At 31.7% G+C, this 19,159-nt stretch carries 10 protein-coding genes; 5 read left to right on the forward strand and 5 right to left on the reverse strand.

Annotated elements, in window-relative coordinates; all coding sequences use genetic code 11:
* Positions 1-11 precede the first annotated feature (11 nt).
* The 5 genes from WHD54_RS08355 to WHD54_RS08375 all read right to left on the reverse strand — a co-directional run bounded on the left by WHD54_RS08355 (position 12) and on the right by WHD54_RS08375 (position 10,704).
* On the reverse strand, positions 12-3,254 hold the full coding sequence (locus WHD54_RS08355) for a SusC/RagA family TonB-linked outer membrane protein (RefSeq protein WP_088323860.1): 3,243 nt from the start codon (positions 3,252-3,254) through the stop codon (positions 12-14).
* 175 nt (positions 3,255-3,429) lie between these two features.
* Positions 3,430-6,207 carry an alpha-L-rhamnosidase gene (locus tag WHD54_RS08360; protein WP_088323859.1) on the reverse strand — a complete coding sequence of 926 codons (2,778 nt, stop codon included), beginning with the start codon at positions 6,205-6,207 and terminating at the stop codon, positions 3,430-3,432.
* Between the two features lie 187 nt (positions 6,208-6,394).
* Entirely contained in the window at positions 6,395-8,569 is a 2,175-nt protein-coding gene (locus WHD54_RS08365; RefSeq protein WP_158211817.1) for an Ig-like domain-containing protein, read from the reverse strand.
* An 87-nt stretch (positions 8,570-8,656) separates the two neighbouring features.
* Positions 8,657-9,208 carry a hypothetical protein gene (locus WHD54_RS08370; RefSeq protein WP_088323857.1) on the reverse strand — a complete coding sequence of 184 codons (552 nt, stop codon included), beginning with the start codon at positions 9,206-9,208 and terminating at the stop codon, positions 8,657-8,659.
* A gap of 8 nt (positions 9,209-9,216) precedes the next feature.
* The gene (locus tag WHD54_RS08375) at positions 9,217-10,704 is read right to left on the reverse strand and encodes a sulfatase family protein (protein ID WP_088323856.1); all 1,488 of its coding nucleotides are present in this window, start codon (positions 10,702-10,704) and stop codon (positions 9,217-9,219) included.
* A gap of 159 nt (positions 10,705-10,863) precedes the next feature.
* Between WHD54_RS08375 and WHD54_RS08380 the strand changes: the two genes are divergently transcribed.
* From WHD54_RS08380 to WHD54_RS08400, 5 genes are all read left to right on the forward strand, one after another.
* Positions 10,864-12,831: a sulfatase-like hydrolase/transferase gene (locus WHD54_RS08380; protein ID WP_088323855.1), complete on the forward strand. Its 1,968-nt coding sequence runs from the start codon at positions 10,864-10,866 to the stop codon at positions 12,829-12,831.
* A 116-nt stretch (positions 12,832-12,947) separates the two neighbouring features.
* Positions 12,948-14,708 carry a family 78 glycoside hydrolase catalytic domain gene (locus WHD54_RS08385; RefSeq protein WP_088323854.1) on the forward strand — a complete coding sequence of 587 codons (1,761 nt, stop codon included), beginning with the start codon at positions 12,948-12,950 and terminating at the stop codon, positions 14,706-14,708.
* Between the two features lie 28 nt (positions 14,709-14,736).
* A complete protein-coding gene (locus WHD54_RS08390) occupies positions 14,737-16,509 on the forward strand; it encodes a hypothetical protein (RefSeq protein ID WP_088323853.1) in 1,773 nt (590 codons plus the stop codon).
* A gap of 23 nt (positions 16,510-16,532) precedes the next feature.
* Positions 16,533-17,465 carry a 3-keto-disaccharide hydrolase gene (locus WHD54_RS08395; protein WP_233130990.1) on the forward strand — a complete coding sequence of 311 codons (933 nt, stop codon included), beginning with the start codon at positions 16,533-16,535 and terminating at the stop codon, positions 17,463-17,465.
* Positions 17,466-17,595: 130 nt separating this feature from the next.
* Positions 17,596-19,092: a sulfatase family protein gene (locus tag WHD54_RS08400; RefSeq protein ID WP_088323852.1), complete on the forward strand. Its 1,497-nt coding sequence runs from the start codon at positions 17,596-17,598 to the stop codon at positions 19,090-19,092.
* Positions 19,093-19,159 lie beyond the last annotated feature (67 nt).

Below are 19,159 nucleotides of genomic sequence, written 5' to 3' on the forward strand. Positions count from 1 at the left end.
TCTTTTTTGTTCTAAAATGTTAAGTTTACACCTAATGAAAAAACCTTAGGCCTTGGAAAAGCAGAATAATCTATACCTCTATTTAATGCACCATTTCCATTCGTGCTTACCTCTGGATCTGGCCCTGTATAGTTGGTTAGTGTAACAAGATTTGTACCTGTTAACACTACTGCAATATTAGAAAAGTATTTGAGTTTTTTAAAGTTGTAACGAACACTTAAATTCTTTAATCGAACATAAGATCCATCTTCTATAAAAACTGAATTTGGTACAGTAACTCCTGTAGGTCCATTAAAACTTGGGTATCTAATATTATTATGTTGGTTATTTATTGTCCATCTATTGTTAAAGTAATCTTGAGTACCGTTAGATCCTTGCCATCCAGAACCAATAAATGCTCTATTAAGATTTAGTATATCATTCCCTACGGTTCCTTGAATGAACATTGAAATATTAAAATTACCTATTCTGAATTGGTTGTTCCATCCAAAGAAGAAATCTGGATTTGGATTTCCAATAGTTTGTCTATCTTCTTGGTTTATAATACCATTCCCATCAACATCTTCAAACTTCCATAAACCAGGAGCATTTGCATTTGGATTTCCTGTACCATTATTATTTCGAGATGTAGTTGCAAATATTTGTTGTTGTGAAATATTGCCATTACCGTCATTTACAGGTACTGTTTTAATGTTAAAGTTTCCATTAGCATAATCTACCAAGTCTTCTGGCTGAATTAATCCGGTAACTTTATAACCATAAAATAAACCAATTTGTTCACCAGGGAAAGATCTTGTGGCATTAATTTGAAAAAAGTTAGCAGCAATACCAGGACCATCAACAAAATCATTAGTACCATATTCAATTAGTTTAGTTCTGTTGTGTGTGATGTTTAGTTTAGATGTCCATGAAAAGTTTTCTCTTTTTGATATATCATAGGCTATATCTAATTCCACACCTCTATTTTCTAGAATCCCATCATTAATTGGAATGGAGTTAAATCCGTTTTGTCTCGGTATTCTTAAATTATTTAATAAGTTTTCTGTTTTTCTTTCATATACATCGACGCTAGTTCTAAGTCTGTTTCTGAAAAAATTTGCGTTTAAACCAAGGTTTAAAGTAGTACTAGTTTCCCAGGTTAAATTTTTATTAGCAATTCTTGCTGGAAAAGTACCTGTGTATAGTTTTTCGTCCGTTAAACCAATTGTACTAATATTGTAAGTGTCTAATGTAGAATAAGGACCAACTCCCCTTGAGCTACCTACTTGTCCGTATGAAACTCTAACTTTCATCAGAGAAATTGCTCTTACATTTCTAATGAATTTTTCTTTATGAGCATCCCAAGAAAGGGCTGCAGAAGGAAAAAAGCCCCACGGTTTTCCTTGACTAAACTTCGAATCTCCATCATATCGTCCAGTGGTTGTTAAGGTATATTTTTCTCTAAATGTGTAATTAAATCGGTATAATAAAGATTTAATATAATTGTTTGTTCTAACAGATACATTATTTTGTGCTGTTGTAGCTAACTGTAAGGCATCAATTCCTAAATCATCAAAGGTAAAGTCTGTATAAATTTCTCTTTTTCTAAAGGCTGTAATGTCTGTGTAACTAGCTCCAGCTGTTGCATTTATCTTATGGTCATTAAATCTTTTATTAAAGTTTAAGAATGATTCTACCGTAAACCTATTACTTTCTGCCTCTGCTAAAAATAACCTTCCACTAGAATTGGCACCAACTAGTGTTTTTTTGTTATTAAATACTTGATTAGTATTAATACCTGCGTTGTAACCAATTCTATTAGTCCAGTTTAATGAATTATTAAACTTATAGATTCCGTTTGAAGAAAAAATTAACCTTTTATCTTTTTGAACGTTATCAGATTCTCTGGCTTCAATAACAGGGTTTGTAATCACATTATCATTTTCGTCAAACTGATTAAAATCTCCAGTATCAGGGTCTAGTAAAGGAATAAGTGGATTAATTCTCATAGCGGTAAAAACCACACCAGTTTGGCCAGTTCTTGCACTGGTTTGTACTCTTTGGTTTCTTGAGTAGTTTAATTGAAGATTTGTATTTAGAGTAAATTTTTCACCAACCTTCATTTTGGTATTATATCTAAGATTTACTCTTTTAAAGTTTGAGTTGATAATATTCCCCTCATTTTCGTTAAAATTAATTGCTAAAAGTTGCGATAAATTTTCATTACCTCCAGATATTGTGAAATTTCCAACTCTATTAAATCCATTTCTAAAGATAGCATCCATAAATTTCGTTCCATCAGGAGCATTTTCCGGTAAAGGTCTTAGTATTGTTAAGCCATCAAACGGCAAACGGTTTTGTGCTAGTAAATCTTCAAATGGTGTTTGTGGATTTAATAGTGTTACCATGTCATTTCTAAATTGTGCATACTGACTTCCAATCATTAAATTATAGGGAGTTCCAATAAAAGAGACTGCAGTTCTTAAATTAGTTGTAATTTTAGTCTTTCCTGCTTTCGCTTCTTTAGTGGTTATTAAAACCACACCATTACCTGCTCTTGCCCCATAAATTGCTGTTGCCGAAGCATCTTTTAATATTTCAATATTTTGAATATCGTCGGGGTTTAAAGAAGCTAATGGGTTGGTTGCTGTAAAATATTGGTCGCCTTCAGCTTGCGTATTTAGCCCTAATGGAATTCCGTTTAACACGTACAAAGGTTGTGAGCTACCAGATATACTATTTATTCCTCTAATGTTTATAGATATTCCTGCGCCTGGCTCACCGGAGTCGGAATTTACAAATACACCAGATGCTTGTCCTTGTAATGTTTCATTTATACTAGTGTATACTTGGTCTTCTAAATCTTTTGCATTAACAGAACTTATTGATCCCGTTATGTCTTTTCGTTTTTTTTGTCCGTAACCTACAACCACAATTTCATCTAAGCTCTGAGATTCTTGAACTAGCTTTGCATTTATTATTGTTAAGTTACTTATTTCTTTTTCTAAGCTTTTGTAGCCTAAATAAGAAAATACTAGAATTTTACTTTCTTTTTCTAAAAGTTTCAATTCATATTTTCCATCAAAATCTGTAGAAGTTCCATTTTTTGTTCCTTTTTGAAGAATGAAGGCACCTAGTAATGGATCCCCTTCAACAGAAGTAACCTCACCTTTAACTATAGTTTGGGCTTGTATACAAAAAGAAAAAAATAGTAATGATAAAAGTAATGTTTTTCTTAATATATTGTCAAATAGACAAGTGTGTATAAAATTCATATTAATTTATTAATTGTGGTTAAAATCTTTGTTCAATGTTAGGTATAATTTAAATTTTTTCCATCCTGTTCTTTCTTGTAAAATATATTTTTAAGAATGTTTTTTAAAATTACTAATTTATTGTTCGAATAAAAAAGTAAAAATTATAAACTATTAACTTGCACATAAATTATATTTATTTCGAAAAAGGAGCTTTAATTTTATAAATACCAGAGCCTACTTCTATAATAGTTTCATTTTTACTTACGGTAACTATTTTTACAGTGGTATCCTTCTTTAATAAATTGTCATTTATCTTTATTTTTGATATATTTTCGCTAGGAATATGAACTTTTGCAACTGTATTTACAGGAATTTTCAGCTCCATGAATAGGTTATTCCTTTCTATTTTCCAATTAGAGGTAATAGTACCATTAATTGTTTTGGTTGTTCCGTTAATAAACTCAACCTCATCTGAAATTGCGGGTTTTATTAGTATTTTTCTATATCCATTTTTGTTTGTATCTATACCTGTGGCATGTTGAAACATCCACTCAGCTACTGAGCCAAAAGCATAATGACTAAAAGAGTTCATTGCAGCATTCAAATCTGAATTTTTAGAATTATCTTTTGTAAAACTATTCCATCTTTCCCATATGGATGTACTCCCATTTTCTATAGAATATCCCCAGCTTGGATATTCTTTTTGTTGGAATAGTTTGTAAGAGACTTCATGAAAGCCATATTTAGATAAGGCTAGCATTACGTGTTTTGTGCCTAAAAATCCGGTAGCAAATTTATAATCATTTTCTTTAATTTTTTCTGCCAACCTTGCAGCTCCTTCATATGCAATTTCTTCTGGGTATAAGTCAAAGTGTAATGCTAATGCATAAGTAGTCATTGAGTCTTCTTTAGTGTGTCCATTAGATAATATATATTTGTTCGAAAATGCTTTTTTTATGTTGTTAAAATCTTTTAAATATTTAATAGCATCTTCAGTTTTACCTATTGCTTTTGCCATTTCGCTCATTAATTTTGCGTCGTAACCATAGTATGCGGCGGCTATAAAATCATGACTAGTTGTTTCGTTTACAGACAACCAGTCTCCCCAATTTTTACCTTCTCCTGGTCTTAAATAATTAATGCTAGCTTTTTCTTGAAACTCCATAAATTTTTGCATTCCCTCATACATATATTCTACTATTCTTGTATCGTTATATACTTGCATCATTGTGTAGGGAATGATAATACCTGCATCCATCCAAGCCGGTGAATATTGTCCTGGTCTAGAAAATGGAAAAGGGGCAAAGTTAGGATAAGCACCATACCAACGTTGCGCATCGTTTAAATCTACACAAAACTTAGTAAAAAAAGATGCTACATCAGCATTGTATGTTGCAGATCGTGCAAAAACTTGAGCATCACCTGTCCAACCTAATCGTTCATCACGCTGAGGACAATCTGTAGGAATGTCTATGAAATTTGCAGCTTGTGTAGTTTTAATATTTTCAAACAATATATTATTCATTGGGTTAGATGAGTTAAATGAACTGATATCTGTTTTGATAGAGCTTAACTTAAGACCTGTAATAGTCTCTAAATTTGGTTTTTCTGTTAAACCTGTAACTTCTACAAATTGAAACCCATGATATGTGAATTTTGGTTCCCAAACTTCAATACCTTTACCTTTTAAAATATAGGTATCAGTAGCTCTTGCACGTCTTAAATTTTCAGTTAATAATGTTCCATCACTTTTTAGAATTTCTCCAAATCTTAGGGTTATTTTAGTGCCAGCATTTCCTTGAGTTTTAAGTCTTGCAATTCCAGCAATATTTTTACCTAAATCAAAAATATAAGTACCTGGCTTAGGATTTGTAATTTTAACAGTTTTAATAGTTTCTTGGTTTTTAACAGCGTTAGTTGGAGATGCCATTAGTTTTCCATTTGGTAATGTATATCTTTTAGGCTTACTCCATTTGCTATCATCAAAGCCCGGTTTATCCCAATTAACGTGTTCCAAACGTGCATCATAAGTTTCACCCATAATTATGTCTGCCTCTAAAATTGGACCTATATTTGCTTTCCAAGTATTTTCATTTGAGGCAATTATTTCTGATGTTCCATCTTCATATTCAATTTTAACTTGCCCCATAAAAGAAGGATTTACTCCATAAAACTCTCTTACTTTGTCTAATCTAACTAATAATGCATATCCAATATAACCGGCATACCAACCGTCTGAAATTATAGCTCCAATTACATTTTCACCGGATGAAAGTTTATCAGTAATATCAAAAGTTTGATAATATAAGCGCTTATTGTAATCTGTCCAGCCGGGTAGTAAATAATCGTCTCCAACTTTAGTTCCATTAATACGTAACTCATACAAACCTAATGCTGTTGTATATGCTGTTGCTCTTTTTATTTTTTTTCTGATGTTAAATGAATGTCTTAAATAACGTGCTGGTGGTAGGTACAATTCATTGTATTTATCTTTTTTATTATAACCAACGTTGTGTCCAATATATTGTCCTTTCCAATCAGAAAAGTCTAGATTTCCCATAGACCAAAAGCTAATCTTACTAAGAGATGATATGCCTTTTTCATCCCAAACTTTAACTTGCCAAAAATACTTTTTACCAGAAATTAATTTTTTACCATTGTATACAATTTGGTTTGTTTTATAAGTAGAGATTTTTCCACTATTCCAAATGTTGGCGTTAGCAATTTTGTTAACTGATGTACTTACAAATATTTGATATGCTGTTTGTTTTCTATTAAATCCATCACCAGACAAAATCCAACTTAATCTTGGTTTTTCTACATCTATTCCTTCCGGGTTTTCTAAATACTCAACTCTTAATTGATTAATTTTTAATGGAGAGTTTCTATCTGTTGTATTAGCAAATATTGTGAAAGTTATACACGTAAGTAGGAATAATACAATAGGTTTTTTGTTTAAAACAATATTCATTTTATTATAATTTAATTTTTTGTTAAACAAATACCCGATCGAAATCGGGTATTTGTTTAACAATAATAACCATAAATGGTTAAATTTCTGTCCTGTACTATCCTTTTTTTAGAAACCTTCTTTATAAATAAAAGAGTGTTTTAAAACACTCTTTTATTTATAAAGAACTAATTTAATTTTTAGATTTTTAATTTACTATTATTTTATAAGTCTTTAAATTTTTGTTATTTTTTATGGTAATTAAATAAATACCAGTTTTAAGTTTTTCTGTAGAAATTGTTTCAGATTCTCCACCAACTACTTCTTTCTGGTATACTATTTTTCCAGTAATATCATTAACTAACAATTTTATCTTATCATCTTTTGTAAACTTTTCTAGGTTTATGAATAAATCTCCACCTTGATTTACAGGATTTGGATATGCAAATGTAGCATCTAGCATTTTTTGTGAGGCTACTGAGGCTGTATTATCTTGGTTTGTAATTCTGATGTAATCAAAAGAAACTAATCCAGCAGAACCATCAGCATTAGCGTCAAGCCTGACGTCAATAAAATTATCAGTAACGGACCAATTAGCTACCTTGGTTGGTAAATTAATAACTATAGTTTCAAATTCTGTGCTATTTGGTGTCATATTAAACACTACTGACCTGGGAGCTGCATTGTTTGGTCTAAAAAACACAAGCTGGCCATTATCACTTGCGGTTTCATTTTTTACTCTAATAGTTAAAAAATTAGCGCCAGCTGCACTAAAAGGTTGTTGATTAGTATTTCTAACATTTGGATCATTTTCTCCTATAGTAGTAACTTCTAAATACCCAGCATTGTTCCATGCTGTTGAACATCTTACCGGATTTTTATTCCAACCTTCGTCGTCAGAATTGAACTCCCAACCAATAATATCATTTGGCCCTTGAGTTATTTCTATTTGTTTGTTGTCGCTGCTATTAGAACCATCTTTAGTTGTTGCTGTAACTGTAACAGTCCCAACTGATTTTGGTATTAAAAGCCCAGAAGAAGTTATTGTCGCAATACTTGTGTCATTTACGGTATAATTTACAGATTTGTATGTTGCGTTATTAGGTGTAATTGTTGTAGTAAACTGAGCAATTTGGTTTGTAGTAATTGTACTAGGACCATCAATTGATAATGACGTTGATGGTATTGTAGTAGTTGGATTTTCTAAAAATTTAATGTAGTCATATGACACAGTTCCTGTGGCACCAGTTAAATTAGGATCTAATCTTACATCTGTAACAATCGAGTTTTCCGATAAATTAGTTGTTCCTAAATCAATGACTACTGTTTCGAAAGTTGAGCTATTAGCCGTCATAGGTACAGGAACATTAACATTACCAGCACCAGTAAATAAAAGAATACTTCCTTCGGTTTCTGCAGTGCTATTTTTCACACTCAATTCTATAAATTTGAAATTTTTAGAATTAAATTCAACTTTGGGGTTTCTATAGAAGAAAGGATCGCTAGCACCAGTAGTAGTAACATCTAAATATCCAGCAATATTCCACGCTGTAGAACATCTTGTTTGTGCACGATTCCAACCCTCATCATCGCTATTAAAGTCCCAACTTAAAATAGTATTTGACCCCTGAGTAATTGTTACTTGTTTGGAGACACTAACATTAGAACCATCTTTAGCTGTAGCTGATATAGTTACAGTACCTGTAGTTTTTGGCACTAAAACTCCAGTAGGATTAATTCTTGCAATATCTGTATTGTCTACAGAAAATTCTATATCATTAAATGTCGTATTGTTAGGTATAATTGTTGCTGTATACTTAGGTGTTTGGTTTGTGTCTATGGTACTCGGACCATCAAGTGTTAAAGAAGTTGCTAAAATGGTATTTGTAGGGTTTTCTAAGAATCTTATGTAATCAAAAGAAATAACTCCAATTGCACCACCATTATTTGGGTCTATTCTAACTTTATCTATCTGTAGGTTGTTTGAGAAATTGGCAACTTTAGATAAATCTATCACTATGGTTTCAAACTCAGTGCTATTTGGAGTCATAGAAAACGGTATGTTAACGTTTGTATCATTCGTTCTCAATAAAAGTATACTTCCACCTCCATTCGCAGTTCCGTTTTTTATATTTAATTCTAAAAAATTCACATTAGTTGTAGCAAAGGCGACATCTGTAGTATTGAAAAAGAAAGGGTCTGCTTTATTCTCTGTAGTAACATCTAAATATCCAGCGCTATTCCATGCAGTAGTACATCTTGTTGGAGATTTATTCCAACCCTCGTCGTCATTTGTAAACTCCCAACCTACAATAGTTTGTGCATTAAAACTTTGTAAAACTGCTGCTATTACAAAAAATATAAAAAGTAATTTTTTCATCATATTAATCATTTTAATTATTAATTTAACAATAATATCAAAAAAAATATGGAATACTATCCTGTTCTATCCGTATTTGGTAAAAAAGTTTTATTTTATTGTAAAAGAAAAAATCATATCTACATCTTTATTTTGTCTTTTTCCTCCTGGAATTTTAGAATTTGCCACTAAGGATCCCTCTTTAAAAGAATTGGTATTATCTGATTTGAATCTTAAAAGTTGTTTTTCAGAAGATTTCGTCTTAAAAAAACCTATCGTATATGTTTTTCCTTCTTCTAATTGAAAATTAGATTTTTCAATATTAATAATAATATCTTCGTAATTTGAAACTGGTAAAGACGGCATTGGTAACTTTACAGGCTTTTTATATAATGGTTTTTGTGCTATTTTTTTGTCCTCAAAAATTCTTAATTCAACATTTTCAACTTCGTTTCCACCACCAATTCTAAAGGAAATTGTGGTTAACGCTCCTGTTTTACAAGCAATAAAAGATTGCCCAATAAAAACCGCTTTATCGGTTTTTTTACCCATGGTGCCTTTTACAACATCTTGTTGTTTTACTACGCAAGTTTGTGCATTTATTGTGAATCTACATATTACTAATAAAAAAACTAATACTAATTTTTTTAAGCTACTTTTCATTTTTTATTTTATTTAGATAATTGCCTTGTTTTAATGTTTTTTGGATTATTTACTAAATCTCCTGTTTCTTTTCGCCATATGTTTAAAGCTTTTCTTAGTTCAATTTTTTTGTCTTTATATGCTAATTTATTTGCCAAATTTACTAATTGATAAGTATCATTTTGCATATCATACAATTCTTCTGCAGGTCTTCCTTTTTCTAAAGTACGTAATAAATTATATTGCATTGGATGGGTTTCCTTTGCTAAAACAGTGGCGTCATAACTTTTATTACTCCAGCCTTTATATTCCCTTAAGTCTGCAGGTAATAAATACGTTTTTTTCGGCATTAAATTTTTAATAAAATAAAAACGCCCATCAAAAACAACTCGACTGGGATAATGCTCTCTTGGATCTGGACCATGAGAATTGTGCTCTGCAAATATGTATTTCCTGCCAGCTACTTTTTCTTGTTTTCCATTTAAAACAGGTAGCAGAGATTTTCCTTGCACAGTTTCTGGAATTGGTAAGTTTAAAAAACTTAAAATTGTAGGCATAATATCTACATGAGAAATTAATGCCTCAGAAACTTTTCCTTTTAAAATATTTGGTCCAAAAACTACGTAAGGTACATGCAAACCTTCTGAATAAGCAGAAGCTTTGGCTCTGTGATAAGGTTGCCCTTGATCTGATGTAAAAATAATCAAAGTATTTTCAAATTCTCCTTTCTCTTTTAGCGTTTCAATAACTGCACCTGCGCATGCATCTGCTAATTGAATACAACCGTAATACTTACTCAAATCCTCTCTCATCATTGGTGTATCTGGTAAATAATCTGGCACAATAATTTTGTCTGGGTCAACCATATATTCTGGAAATTTTTTCATGTGGGCATCAAAATTTCTATGTGGAGGGGAAATATTTACCTGAAAAAAGAATGGTTTATTTCCCGATTTTTTTATAAATTCTGTAATTACTTTCTTGTATTCAGCAGGGTTGTTATGTACAGGGTCTCTATCTGAATAAGGGAATTTCCAAGGTGGACTCATGTGGAACTTTTGAGTTATAGCAGTAAAAAAACCATTTTCTTTTAATATTTCTGGTAATGTTTTTATGTATTCATGTATACCAACCTTATCTACTCTTTTTGCCTGTCTACTAAAAGCCTCGTCTCCATCTTGTAAACTTGGTGTTATGGTATTTCTCCAATGTCCGTTTGAGTGCGGAAACATACCGGTGTTTATTGAGCTTCTGCTGGGAGAGCAAGAGGGTACAGAGGCATATGCATTTGTAAAACGTATACCTTGTTTAGAAAAAGAATCAAAGTTAGGTGTTTCAAATCCTTTCATACCATCTACAGAGGTATCATAACCTTGGTCATCCATTAAAATTAAAACAACATTTAATGGTTTTTTAGTTTCTTTTTTTACTGACGAAGATTCTTTTGAAGATTTACAATTCAGTATTAAAATTGAAAAAAATAAGACTGTAAAAAAACGAATTTGTAAAGATTTCATAAATTGAAATTAATAATTTTAATATAATTTAAAGATATTGTAGCAAAATTTATAGAGCATCCTGCACTTGCAGGCAATTTTGCAGGTTGGCACAGGATATGATAAGTAATGTTAATAATCAATTTTGACTTTCAATAAATTTTAAATAAAATATTTCATATGAAACTAAACATAAAATTGTTATTCCTTTTTATTTTAGTCACTTTAACTGGGTTTGCTCAAAATAAAAAACCTAATATTATTTTAATTGTTGCAGACGATTTAGGATATAGTGATGTAAGTTCTTTTGGAGGAGAAATACCAACACCAAATATTGATAATTTAGCAGAAAATGGTACACGTTTTACAAAGTTTTATGTTTCGCCAATGTGTGTTACCAGTAGAGTTGCCATTATTGCTGGTTTAGAATTTCAAGCAGCTGGTAGAAATAATTTTCCAAAAGGAGAAAGCATAGCAAAATTAATGCGAGCAGAAGGTTACACAACTAACTTAGTAGGAAAAAACCATGGAATGGATAAACTTAAAATTGGTACAGAAAATGATTTTGGTTTTGATCATTTTTATGGCTTTACAGGCGGACAAATAAATAGTTTTACAGGAAAAGGAAATGCAAAATGGCAAGACGATGGTAAAATATTTTCACATATAGAATTACCCAAAGATTTTTACGCTACCAAAAACTTTACCGATTATGCCATAAAATATATGGTTGAAGCCATAAAAAAAGACAAACCTTTTTTTAGCATGATTTCTTATAATGCACCACATAGCCCATTAGATGCACCAGAAAAAAATGTGCGTAAATTTTACGATCCAGAAAACGGTGTAAATGTTTATAAAAAAGGTTGGAACAAATTGCGTGAAGAACGGTTAGAAAGAATGATAAAAATGGGAATTGTAGCTAAAGACACTAAACTCCCAAAATTGGGTGTAGAAATTCCTGATTGGGATTTATTACCAGAAACATCAAACAAACATTGGGAAATTCAGAAAAATTTTGAAGCTTTATCAAGAAGTGCTTATGCTGGTATGGTAGATAATATGGACGAAAATATTGGTAGAATTACTGCCTTTTTAAAAGACCCGAATAATGATGGAAATACAAAAGACAGTCAATTAGAAAACACGCTAATTATTTTTATTTCAGACAATGGTGGTTGTTATGCAGGTTTGCACACCAACAGAAAAGCATTGCCTTGGAGTGAGCAAAACAGAGGCGCAGGTTTTACTACCAATTATGGTTGGGCAGCTTTAAGTAACACACCTTTTACTTCATATAAACATGGTAGTAAAGAGGGTGCAATTCGTTCTCCAATGATTATGCATTGGCCAAAAGGTTTAAAATTGAAGAAGAATTCTATCAATAAAAAAATGATTAGAATTTGGGATTTATATCCAACTTTTTTAGAATTATCTGGCGCAAAATATTCAAACGAGAAAAAAGAATTGCAAGGAAAAAGTATTTTACCTTTAATTAAAAACGAAAAATTTGAGGAAGAAAAATTTTTTGTTTCTACTTTCTATCGCTCTAAAGGAATCATAAAAGGAGATTGGAAGTTGGTTAGTTTTTATGATAGTCCGTTTGAGTTATATAATTTAAAAAACGACCCAACAGAAACAGAAAACATTCGTGCAAAACATCAATTTAAGTATAAAGAATTACTAAAAGCATGGAATAATTACACCCAAAAACATGGTTTTGCAAACAATAAACAGTGGAATATGCCAACAGGCAATAAAAAACGTGGTTTTGGTTTTGATAGAGTAAAAAATATGATGGTAAAAGCTTCTCCAGAATTTATGGAAGATAATGTTTCTATCAACCAAAAATTAAGTTTTACCTTTCAGGGAGAGATAAGTTTTGTAAATACTAAAGGCAGAAAAATAAGACTTCAGAAATACGGATGCTCAGAAATTATTTGGTCTAATGATTTGGATACAAACTCTAATTATGAAGGGAAAAATGAGATTGTTTTTAAGGACTTCCCTATTCTAGAACCCAATACTCATTACTATATAACTTGGGATGCTGGTTGGGTAAAAATTAAACAGAACGGAAAATTAAGACCAATTCAAGCTGTTAAAGAAAGTGCGTATGCATATCGATTTAGAACCTCTGCAAATTGAGGTTTTGTAAATATTTAACATTTTTATAAATATCTTCACAGGTTGCTACAGGACGCTAAAAATGATCTCAAAAATTATTTTTACTATACATTATAATATAATTTATCAATAATAAAATGAAAAAAGCATATTTAATTTCGCTGTTATTATTATTTCTAGGACAGACTTTAATTTATTCACAATTACCACCTGTTTTCAATGCTGAAGATGAAGCAAGTGCAAACCATTCAGAGATGGTAAGAACTTATTTAATACCAAAAAGAATTGTATGGAAATCTGATGAAACTGGCAGTTATATTAAAAATGAAGAAACTCTTTTACAAAAAGGTAATGGTCAAGTAGCTGTTAATGATCAGAATTTATTTAGATTGATCAGTAGTAAAGAGCATAAACCAGGTATTTTATTAGATTTCGGTAAAGAATTAAACGGAGGTGTTAAAATTTCTATGGGTATCAGGCCATCAAAAACGCCACTAAAGTTAAGAGTTCGCTTTGGCGAGTCTGTTTCTGAGGCAATGTCAGATATTGGAGGTAAATCAAATGCGACAAATGAGCATTCATTAAGAGATTTTATAGTAGAAGTGCCTTGGCTAGGTTCTATAGAAATTGGTGAAACAGGATTTAGGTTTTTAAGAATTGATGTTGTTGAAGCTAATGAAAATGCACCCATAAAATCTGTTGAAGCTGCTTTTGTTTACAGAGATTTAGATTATTTAGGTTCTTTTGAAAGTAATAACAAACGTTTAAATGATATTTGGATGACTGGTGCATACACAGTGCACTTAAACATGCAAAACTATCTTTGGGATGGAATTAAAAGAGACAGATTAGTTTGGGTTGGAGACATGCATCCAGAAGTTATGACAATTAATACCGTTTTTGGAAAAAACAGTATTGTTTCAAAAAGTTTAGACTTGGCAAGAGACCAACACCCTTTGCCACAGTGGATGAACACAATCAGTTCTTATTCTATGTGGTGGCTAATTATTCATAAAAATTGGTTCGATTATCATGGGGATTTAGATTATTTAAAAGAGCAAGAAACTTATATGATTGCTTTATTAGATCAATTAAGTACGTTTATAGATAAAGATAATAAAGAGATTTTAAATGGTGGTCGTTTTTTAGATTGGCCAACAAGCACAGATCCAAAAGCTGTGCATGCAGGTTTGCAAGCAATGATGATTATGACTTTTGAAGCCGGTTCTGAAATGATGGAAACGTTAGGTAGAAATGATTTGAAAAAGAAATATCAAAAAATATCTAAACGCTTAAAAAAGCATATCCCAGAAGGCAATACCTCTAAACAAGCAGCATCTTTAATGGTGTTAGCAGATTTAGTAAAAGCTAAAAAAATTAATACCGAAATTTTAAAGAAAAATGGCGTAGAAAATATGTCTACTTTCTACGGTTATTATATTTTGGAGGCTATGGCTAAAGCCGGAGATTATCAAGGTGCAATAGATGTGATTAGTGAATATTGGGGAGGAATGTTAGATTTAGGAGCCACTACTTTTTGGGAAGATTTTAATATAGCAGAAGGTAAGATAAGTGGTAGAATAGATGAGCTTTCAGAAACAGATAAAAGTGATATTCATTCTGATTTTGGAGATTTTTGTTATGTAGGTTTACGCCATAGTTTAGCTCATGGCTGGGCTAGTGGGCCTACCGCATGGCTAACTCAATACGTATTGGGTGTTAATGTTGAAAATGGAGGGAATACTATTACAGTAAAACCACATTTGGGAGATTTAGAATTTGTAAAAGGAACCTTTCCAACAAAATTTGGTATATTAAAAGTTAGTCATACCAGACAGCCTAACGGAAAAATAGTTACTAAAATTGATGCTCCTGAGGGACTAAAAGTGAAGCAATAGATTTTCGATAGTTTTAAAAAATTTTATAATGAAACCATTAGAGAAAGTTTTCTTTTTTTATCTTTTAATTAATTCTTTTAGTATTCTGAGTCAGGTTTCAGAAACAAATCAGCATAAAAATTACAATACAGATAATTGGTTTGCTACTGATGCTTTAGGTAGAGAAACGGTAACCTATGATATTGCTGGACCAGTAAAGAAAAATAAAAAAGTTGGTGTGTTTTATTATATTTGGCATGGATACCATAGTAAAAAAGTCTATGATATTACTGAGATTTTAAAAGAACCTAAAGGCAAAAGAAAATGGGGTCCAAAAGGTAAGTTTCATTTTTGGGGAGAACCAGAGCAAGGTTATTATAGATCAGAAGACCCTTGGGTGTTACGCAGAGATTTACAAATGCTAACTAACGCAAAAGTAGATTTTCTCTATTTAGATGTTACCAATCATTTTATTTACCCAGAAACAGTTCATGCTTTATTTCAAATGGGTGCACAAATGCGTAAAGAAGGCATCCCAACACCAGATATTACTTTTACGACCAACTCAAAAAGTGGACTAACGGTTACCAAAATTTACAACGAATTTTATAAAAAAGGATTATACAAAGACCAGTGGTTTATGTGGGACGGAAAACCCGTAATCATGGCAAATCCAAAAGATCCAAAACTTACAAAAAAAGCGAGAGATTTTTTTACAATTAAATACAGTTGGGCTTGGACAAAGACTAAAGATAACCCAAATCATTGGCAATGGATAGATACAACTCCTCAAGATTATGGTTGGAGTTCAGATCCATCTATACCAGAGCAAATACCAGTCTCGGTTGCAGGTCATCCCGTTCAACTTGGCCACGGTTTGTATGGTGCAAGCAGATCTAACGGCACACAACCTAAGGTTAATGAATATTATGTTACAAAGACTACAGGATATGGTGACCATTTTCAAGAACAATGGGATAGAGCTTTAGAGGTAAATCCACAAATAGTAATGGTAACGCAGTGGAATGAGTGGTTAGCACAACGGTTTATTTGGGATGGTAAATTAAAACATTCGGGTTATGCAGGTCGCCCAATTGCTATTGGAGATTCTTATTTTGTAGATGCTTTTTCAGAAGAATTTAACAGAGATATGGCACCAATGAAAGGAGGTCATACCGATAATTATTATTATCAGTTAATGTCTAACATTCGTAGATATAAAGGTATGACTAAGCCTATAAAATTTTCACAAGCTTCTAAGATTAAAATTGATGGTAATTTTGAAGATTGGACTACAGTGCAACCAAAATTTTATGATCCAACAGGTGATACCATGCATAGAAATTTTGCAGGTTACGACCCAACAACCACTTACACCAATAAAACAGGAAGAAACGATATCATGTTATCTAAGGTTGGTTTAAGTGAAACGGATGTTTTCTTTTATGCTAAAACACAAAACCCACTCACAAGTTATAAAGACGATAAGTGGATGTTGCTCTTCATTGACAGTGATAAAGATATCACCACAGGTTGGGAAGGTTATGATTATGTAATCAATTACCAAGTGTTATCATCTGAAGCCTCAACGTTAAAAAAATGGAATGGCACCACTTGGGTAAATACAGGGAAAGTCGTATACAAAACAGGTAAAAACGAATTAGAATTACGTCTATCTAAGAAAGATTTGGGTATTAAAGAAAATGCTGATTTCTATTTTAAATGGGCTGATAATCCAATTGAGTTAACAGATGAAACCACTTTTTTTATGAATGGTGATACGGCACCTGATAGGCGTTTTAAGTATCATTTCTGCAAATAAGCTTTCAGAATTTAAAGTACATAATGATGAAAAGAACAAAAATATACTTCAAATTTAAATTAAGCACTATTGTTAATGCTTCAATGCTGTTATTTCTTTTGTTTGTTATGTTGAGTTGTGCTCAAACCAAAAAAGATGAAGTTCTTTGGGTACATTTATTAGACGGAAATAGTTTGGCTGGCTGGACAGCTCTTAGCGGAAATGCAACATATGATATTAAAAACGTTGTCATAACTGGCACCACAGTAATACACACGATAAACACGTATTTATCTAGTGATGTAAATTACGACAATCTTATATTAGAATCAGAATTTAAAGTACATCCAGAGATGAATTCCGGTATTCAAATTAGAAGTAATAGTTTTCCTTATTATCAAGGCGGAAATGTTCACGGTTATCAATTTGAAATTGATCCTTCAAAACGAACCTGGAGTGCAGGAATTTTTGATCAAAGTAAAAGAGGTTGGTTACATCCTGTAACTAAAAATATAGAGGTGCAGAATGCGTTTAAACAAAATGATTGGAATCACTATAGAATTGAAACCATAAATGATAGCATTAAAACATGGATAAATGGTGTACCTGCGTCTTTTTTAATAGACGATAAAACGGCTTCAGGTTTTATTTCATTACAAGTCCATTCTATTGCTCCAAATCAAAAGGAAGGCACAGAAAAACAGTGGAGAAACACAAACATTTTAACCGAAAACTTAGAAAAACACCTTTTAAAAACACCACTTACACCTATTGTAACCAAAAATAAACTAACCAAAAGAGAAAAAGAAACAGGTTGGAAAATGTTAAGGGATGGTCTATCTACAAAGTGTTGGCGAGACGCAAAATTAGATCACTTTCCAAAACAAGCACTTATAGATTTTAGAGATAGAATTCTAGAAGATGCAGAACCAGAACCTAACATGGTCCGTAGTACTAAGGCAGCTATTAGTGTATAAATGGAATTAGACGCAATGCACAATAATGACATTGTTTTTTGGGTTTCTAAATTTAAGATATAATCCAAAATAGTAAAAAAATAGTTCACATAATTTAGAAGAAATATTTCACATTAATTTATAGTTTCACATGAAATCATTATCACAATTATTTATAATTTTATTTGTTTTAATACTCAGTTCTTGTCAACAAAAAAACGAGAGCAAAGAAACAAAATCTAAGCTAGAAAAACGACCAAATATCATTTTCTTAATGGATGATCAACACCGATATGACGCTTTAGGAATGTTAAATCCACAAGTGATTACGCCAACATTAGACCGTTTGGCTAAAGAAGGCGTGTTCTATAGTCAGGCAGTTTGCCAAGCACCAATGTGTGTGCCAAGTAGAAACTCTATGATGTTAGGTTTGTATCCAAATCAAACGGGTGTGTATCGTAATAGCGATGGTATAAAAGACGAAGATTTGCCAGTTAAAACTATGGCAGAGTATTTTAGAGATGCAGGTTATGAAACCGCAGGTTTTGGAAAAACACATTGGGGGAAATTTAAAACTAGCACTAGAGGTTTTGAGACGCGTTACGTTTCTGAAATAAAAGAAGATGGAGCCATTAGTATGGCAGAAATGAATCCTGAAGCCAAACAAAAATACGATGCTGAAATCGCTAATATGGGACCTGGTGAAGAAAATAATTTAGGCTATTTAGGCTTTACGAGTAAACTCGAAGAAGAAGAACACAGAGATGGCTGGATTACAAAACAAGTATTGAATTACATAAATAAAAGAAATGATGAAAGACCTTTGTTTTTGTATTTATCATACATGAAGCCTCATGCAGGGCACAATGTACCAAAAGGTTATGAAGATTTGTATAATGTAGATGCTATTAGCTATGCTACGCAACCTAATTGGAATAAAGATAAATCACCACACTCTAAAGGTGTGAACAGACGTGATATGTATGAGAGTTATTGGAAAAACGCCTCTAAAGAAGATTGGCAATTAATGACTATGCGTTATTATGCTAATGTTACTTGGATTGATGATATGATGGGGAGAACTCTAGACGCTCTAAAAGAAAAAGGTCTACTAGAAAATACACTAATCGTGTATACATCAGATCATGGTGAGATGTTAGGTGAACGTTACTATAAATTCAATAAGTATAATTTATACGAGGCAAGTGTTAGAGTGCCAATGATTTTATCAGGTACTGCTTTACCGGCTAAAGTTAAGAGAAACTCAATAGATAGTCTTTCTGCAGAAAATATAGACTTGCTGCCTACGTTATTAAGTTTTGTAAATATTAAACAAGACAATTTACTGTTAGGAGAAAACTTACTCTCAAACAATAGAAATGAAGCATCTTTTTCAGCACTTCATGAGAGGTCTGGTGAAGCTGCTTTTATGTGGAGAACAAAAAAACATAAACTTATATTAGTTTTTAATAGAAAAGAAAATGCGGGTAATTATACTGTTGAAGATATTATTAATGGAGAGTTTTATGATTTAAGACAGGATAACAAAGAATGGAATAATAAATACAATACCAGTAAATACTTGAAATATCAGAAAAAATATACTAATCAATTAATATCTCATCTAAATAAAATGGTTCAAAATTAGTTTTTTATTTACGTGTTAGAACAGGACACTTTTAATGTATAAATTCATTATTTTTGATGAAATTTAG

It is taken from the genome of Polaribacter tangerinus, from assembly GCF_038024095.1.
Taxonomy (GTDB): domain Bacteria; phylum Bacteroidota; class Bacteroidia; order Flavobacteriales; family Flavobacteriaceae; genus Polaribacter; species Polaribacter tangerinus.

Excerpts from the sequence above, each read along its gene's own strand:
- WHD54_RS08355 (WP_088323860.1), bottom strand. The coding sequence starts at position 3,254 with ATGAATTTTATACACACTTGTCTATTTGACAATATATTAAGAAAAACA.
- WHD54_RS08360 (WP_088323859.1), bottom strand. The coding sequence starts at position 6,207 with ATGAATATTGTTTTAAACAAAAAACCTATTGTATTATTCCTACTTACG.
- WHD54_RS08365 (WP_158211817.1), bottom strand. The coding sequence starts at position 8,569 with ATGATGAAAAAATTACTTTTTATATTTTTTGTAATAGCAGCAGTTTTA.
- WHD54_RS08370 (WP_088323857.1), bottom strand. The coding sequence starts at position 9,208 with ATGAAAAGTAGCTTAAAAAAATTAGTATTAGTTTTTTTATTAGTAATA.
- WHD54_RS08375 (WP_088323856.1), bottom strand. The coding sequence starts at position 10,704 with ATGAAATCTTTACAAATTCGTTTTTTTACAGTCTTATTTTTTTCAATT.
- WHD54_RS08380 (WP_088323855.1), top strand. The coding sequence starts at position 10,864 with ATGAAACTAAACATAAAATTGTTATTCCTTTTTATTTTAGTCACTTTA.
- WHD54_RS08385 (WP_088323854.1), top strand. The coding sequence starts at position 12,948 with ATGAAAAAAGCATATTTAATTTCGCTGTTATTATTATTTCTAGGACAG.
- WHD54_RS08390 (WP_088323853.1), top strand. The coding sequence starts at position 14,737 with ATGAAACCATTAGAGAAAGTTTTCTTTTTTTATCTTTTAATTAATTCT.
- WHD54_RS08395 (WP_233130990.1), top strand. The coding sequence starts at position 16,533 with ATGATGAAAAGAACAAAAATATACTTCAAATTTAAATTAAGCACTATT.
- WHD54_RS08400 (WP_088323852.1), top strand. The coding sequence starts at position 17,596 with ATGAAATCATTATCACAATTATTTATAATTTTATTTGTTTTAATACTC.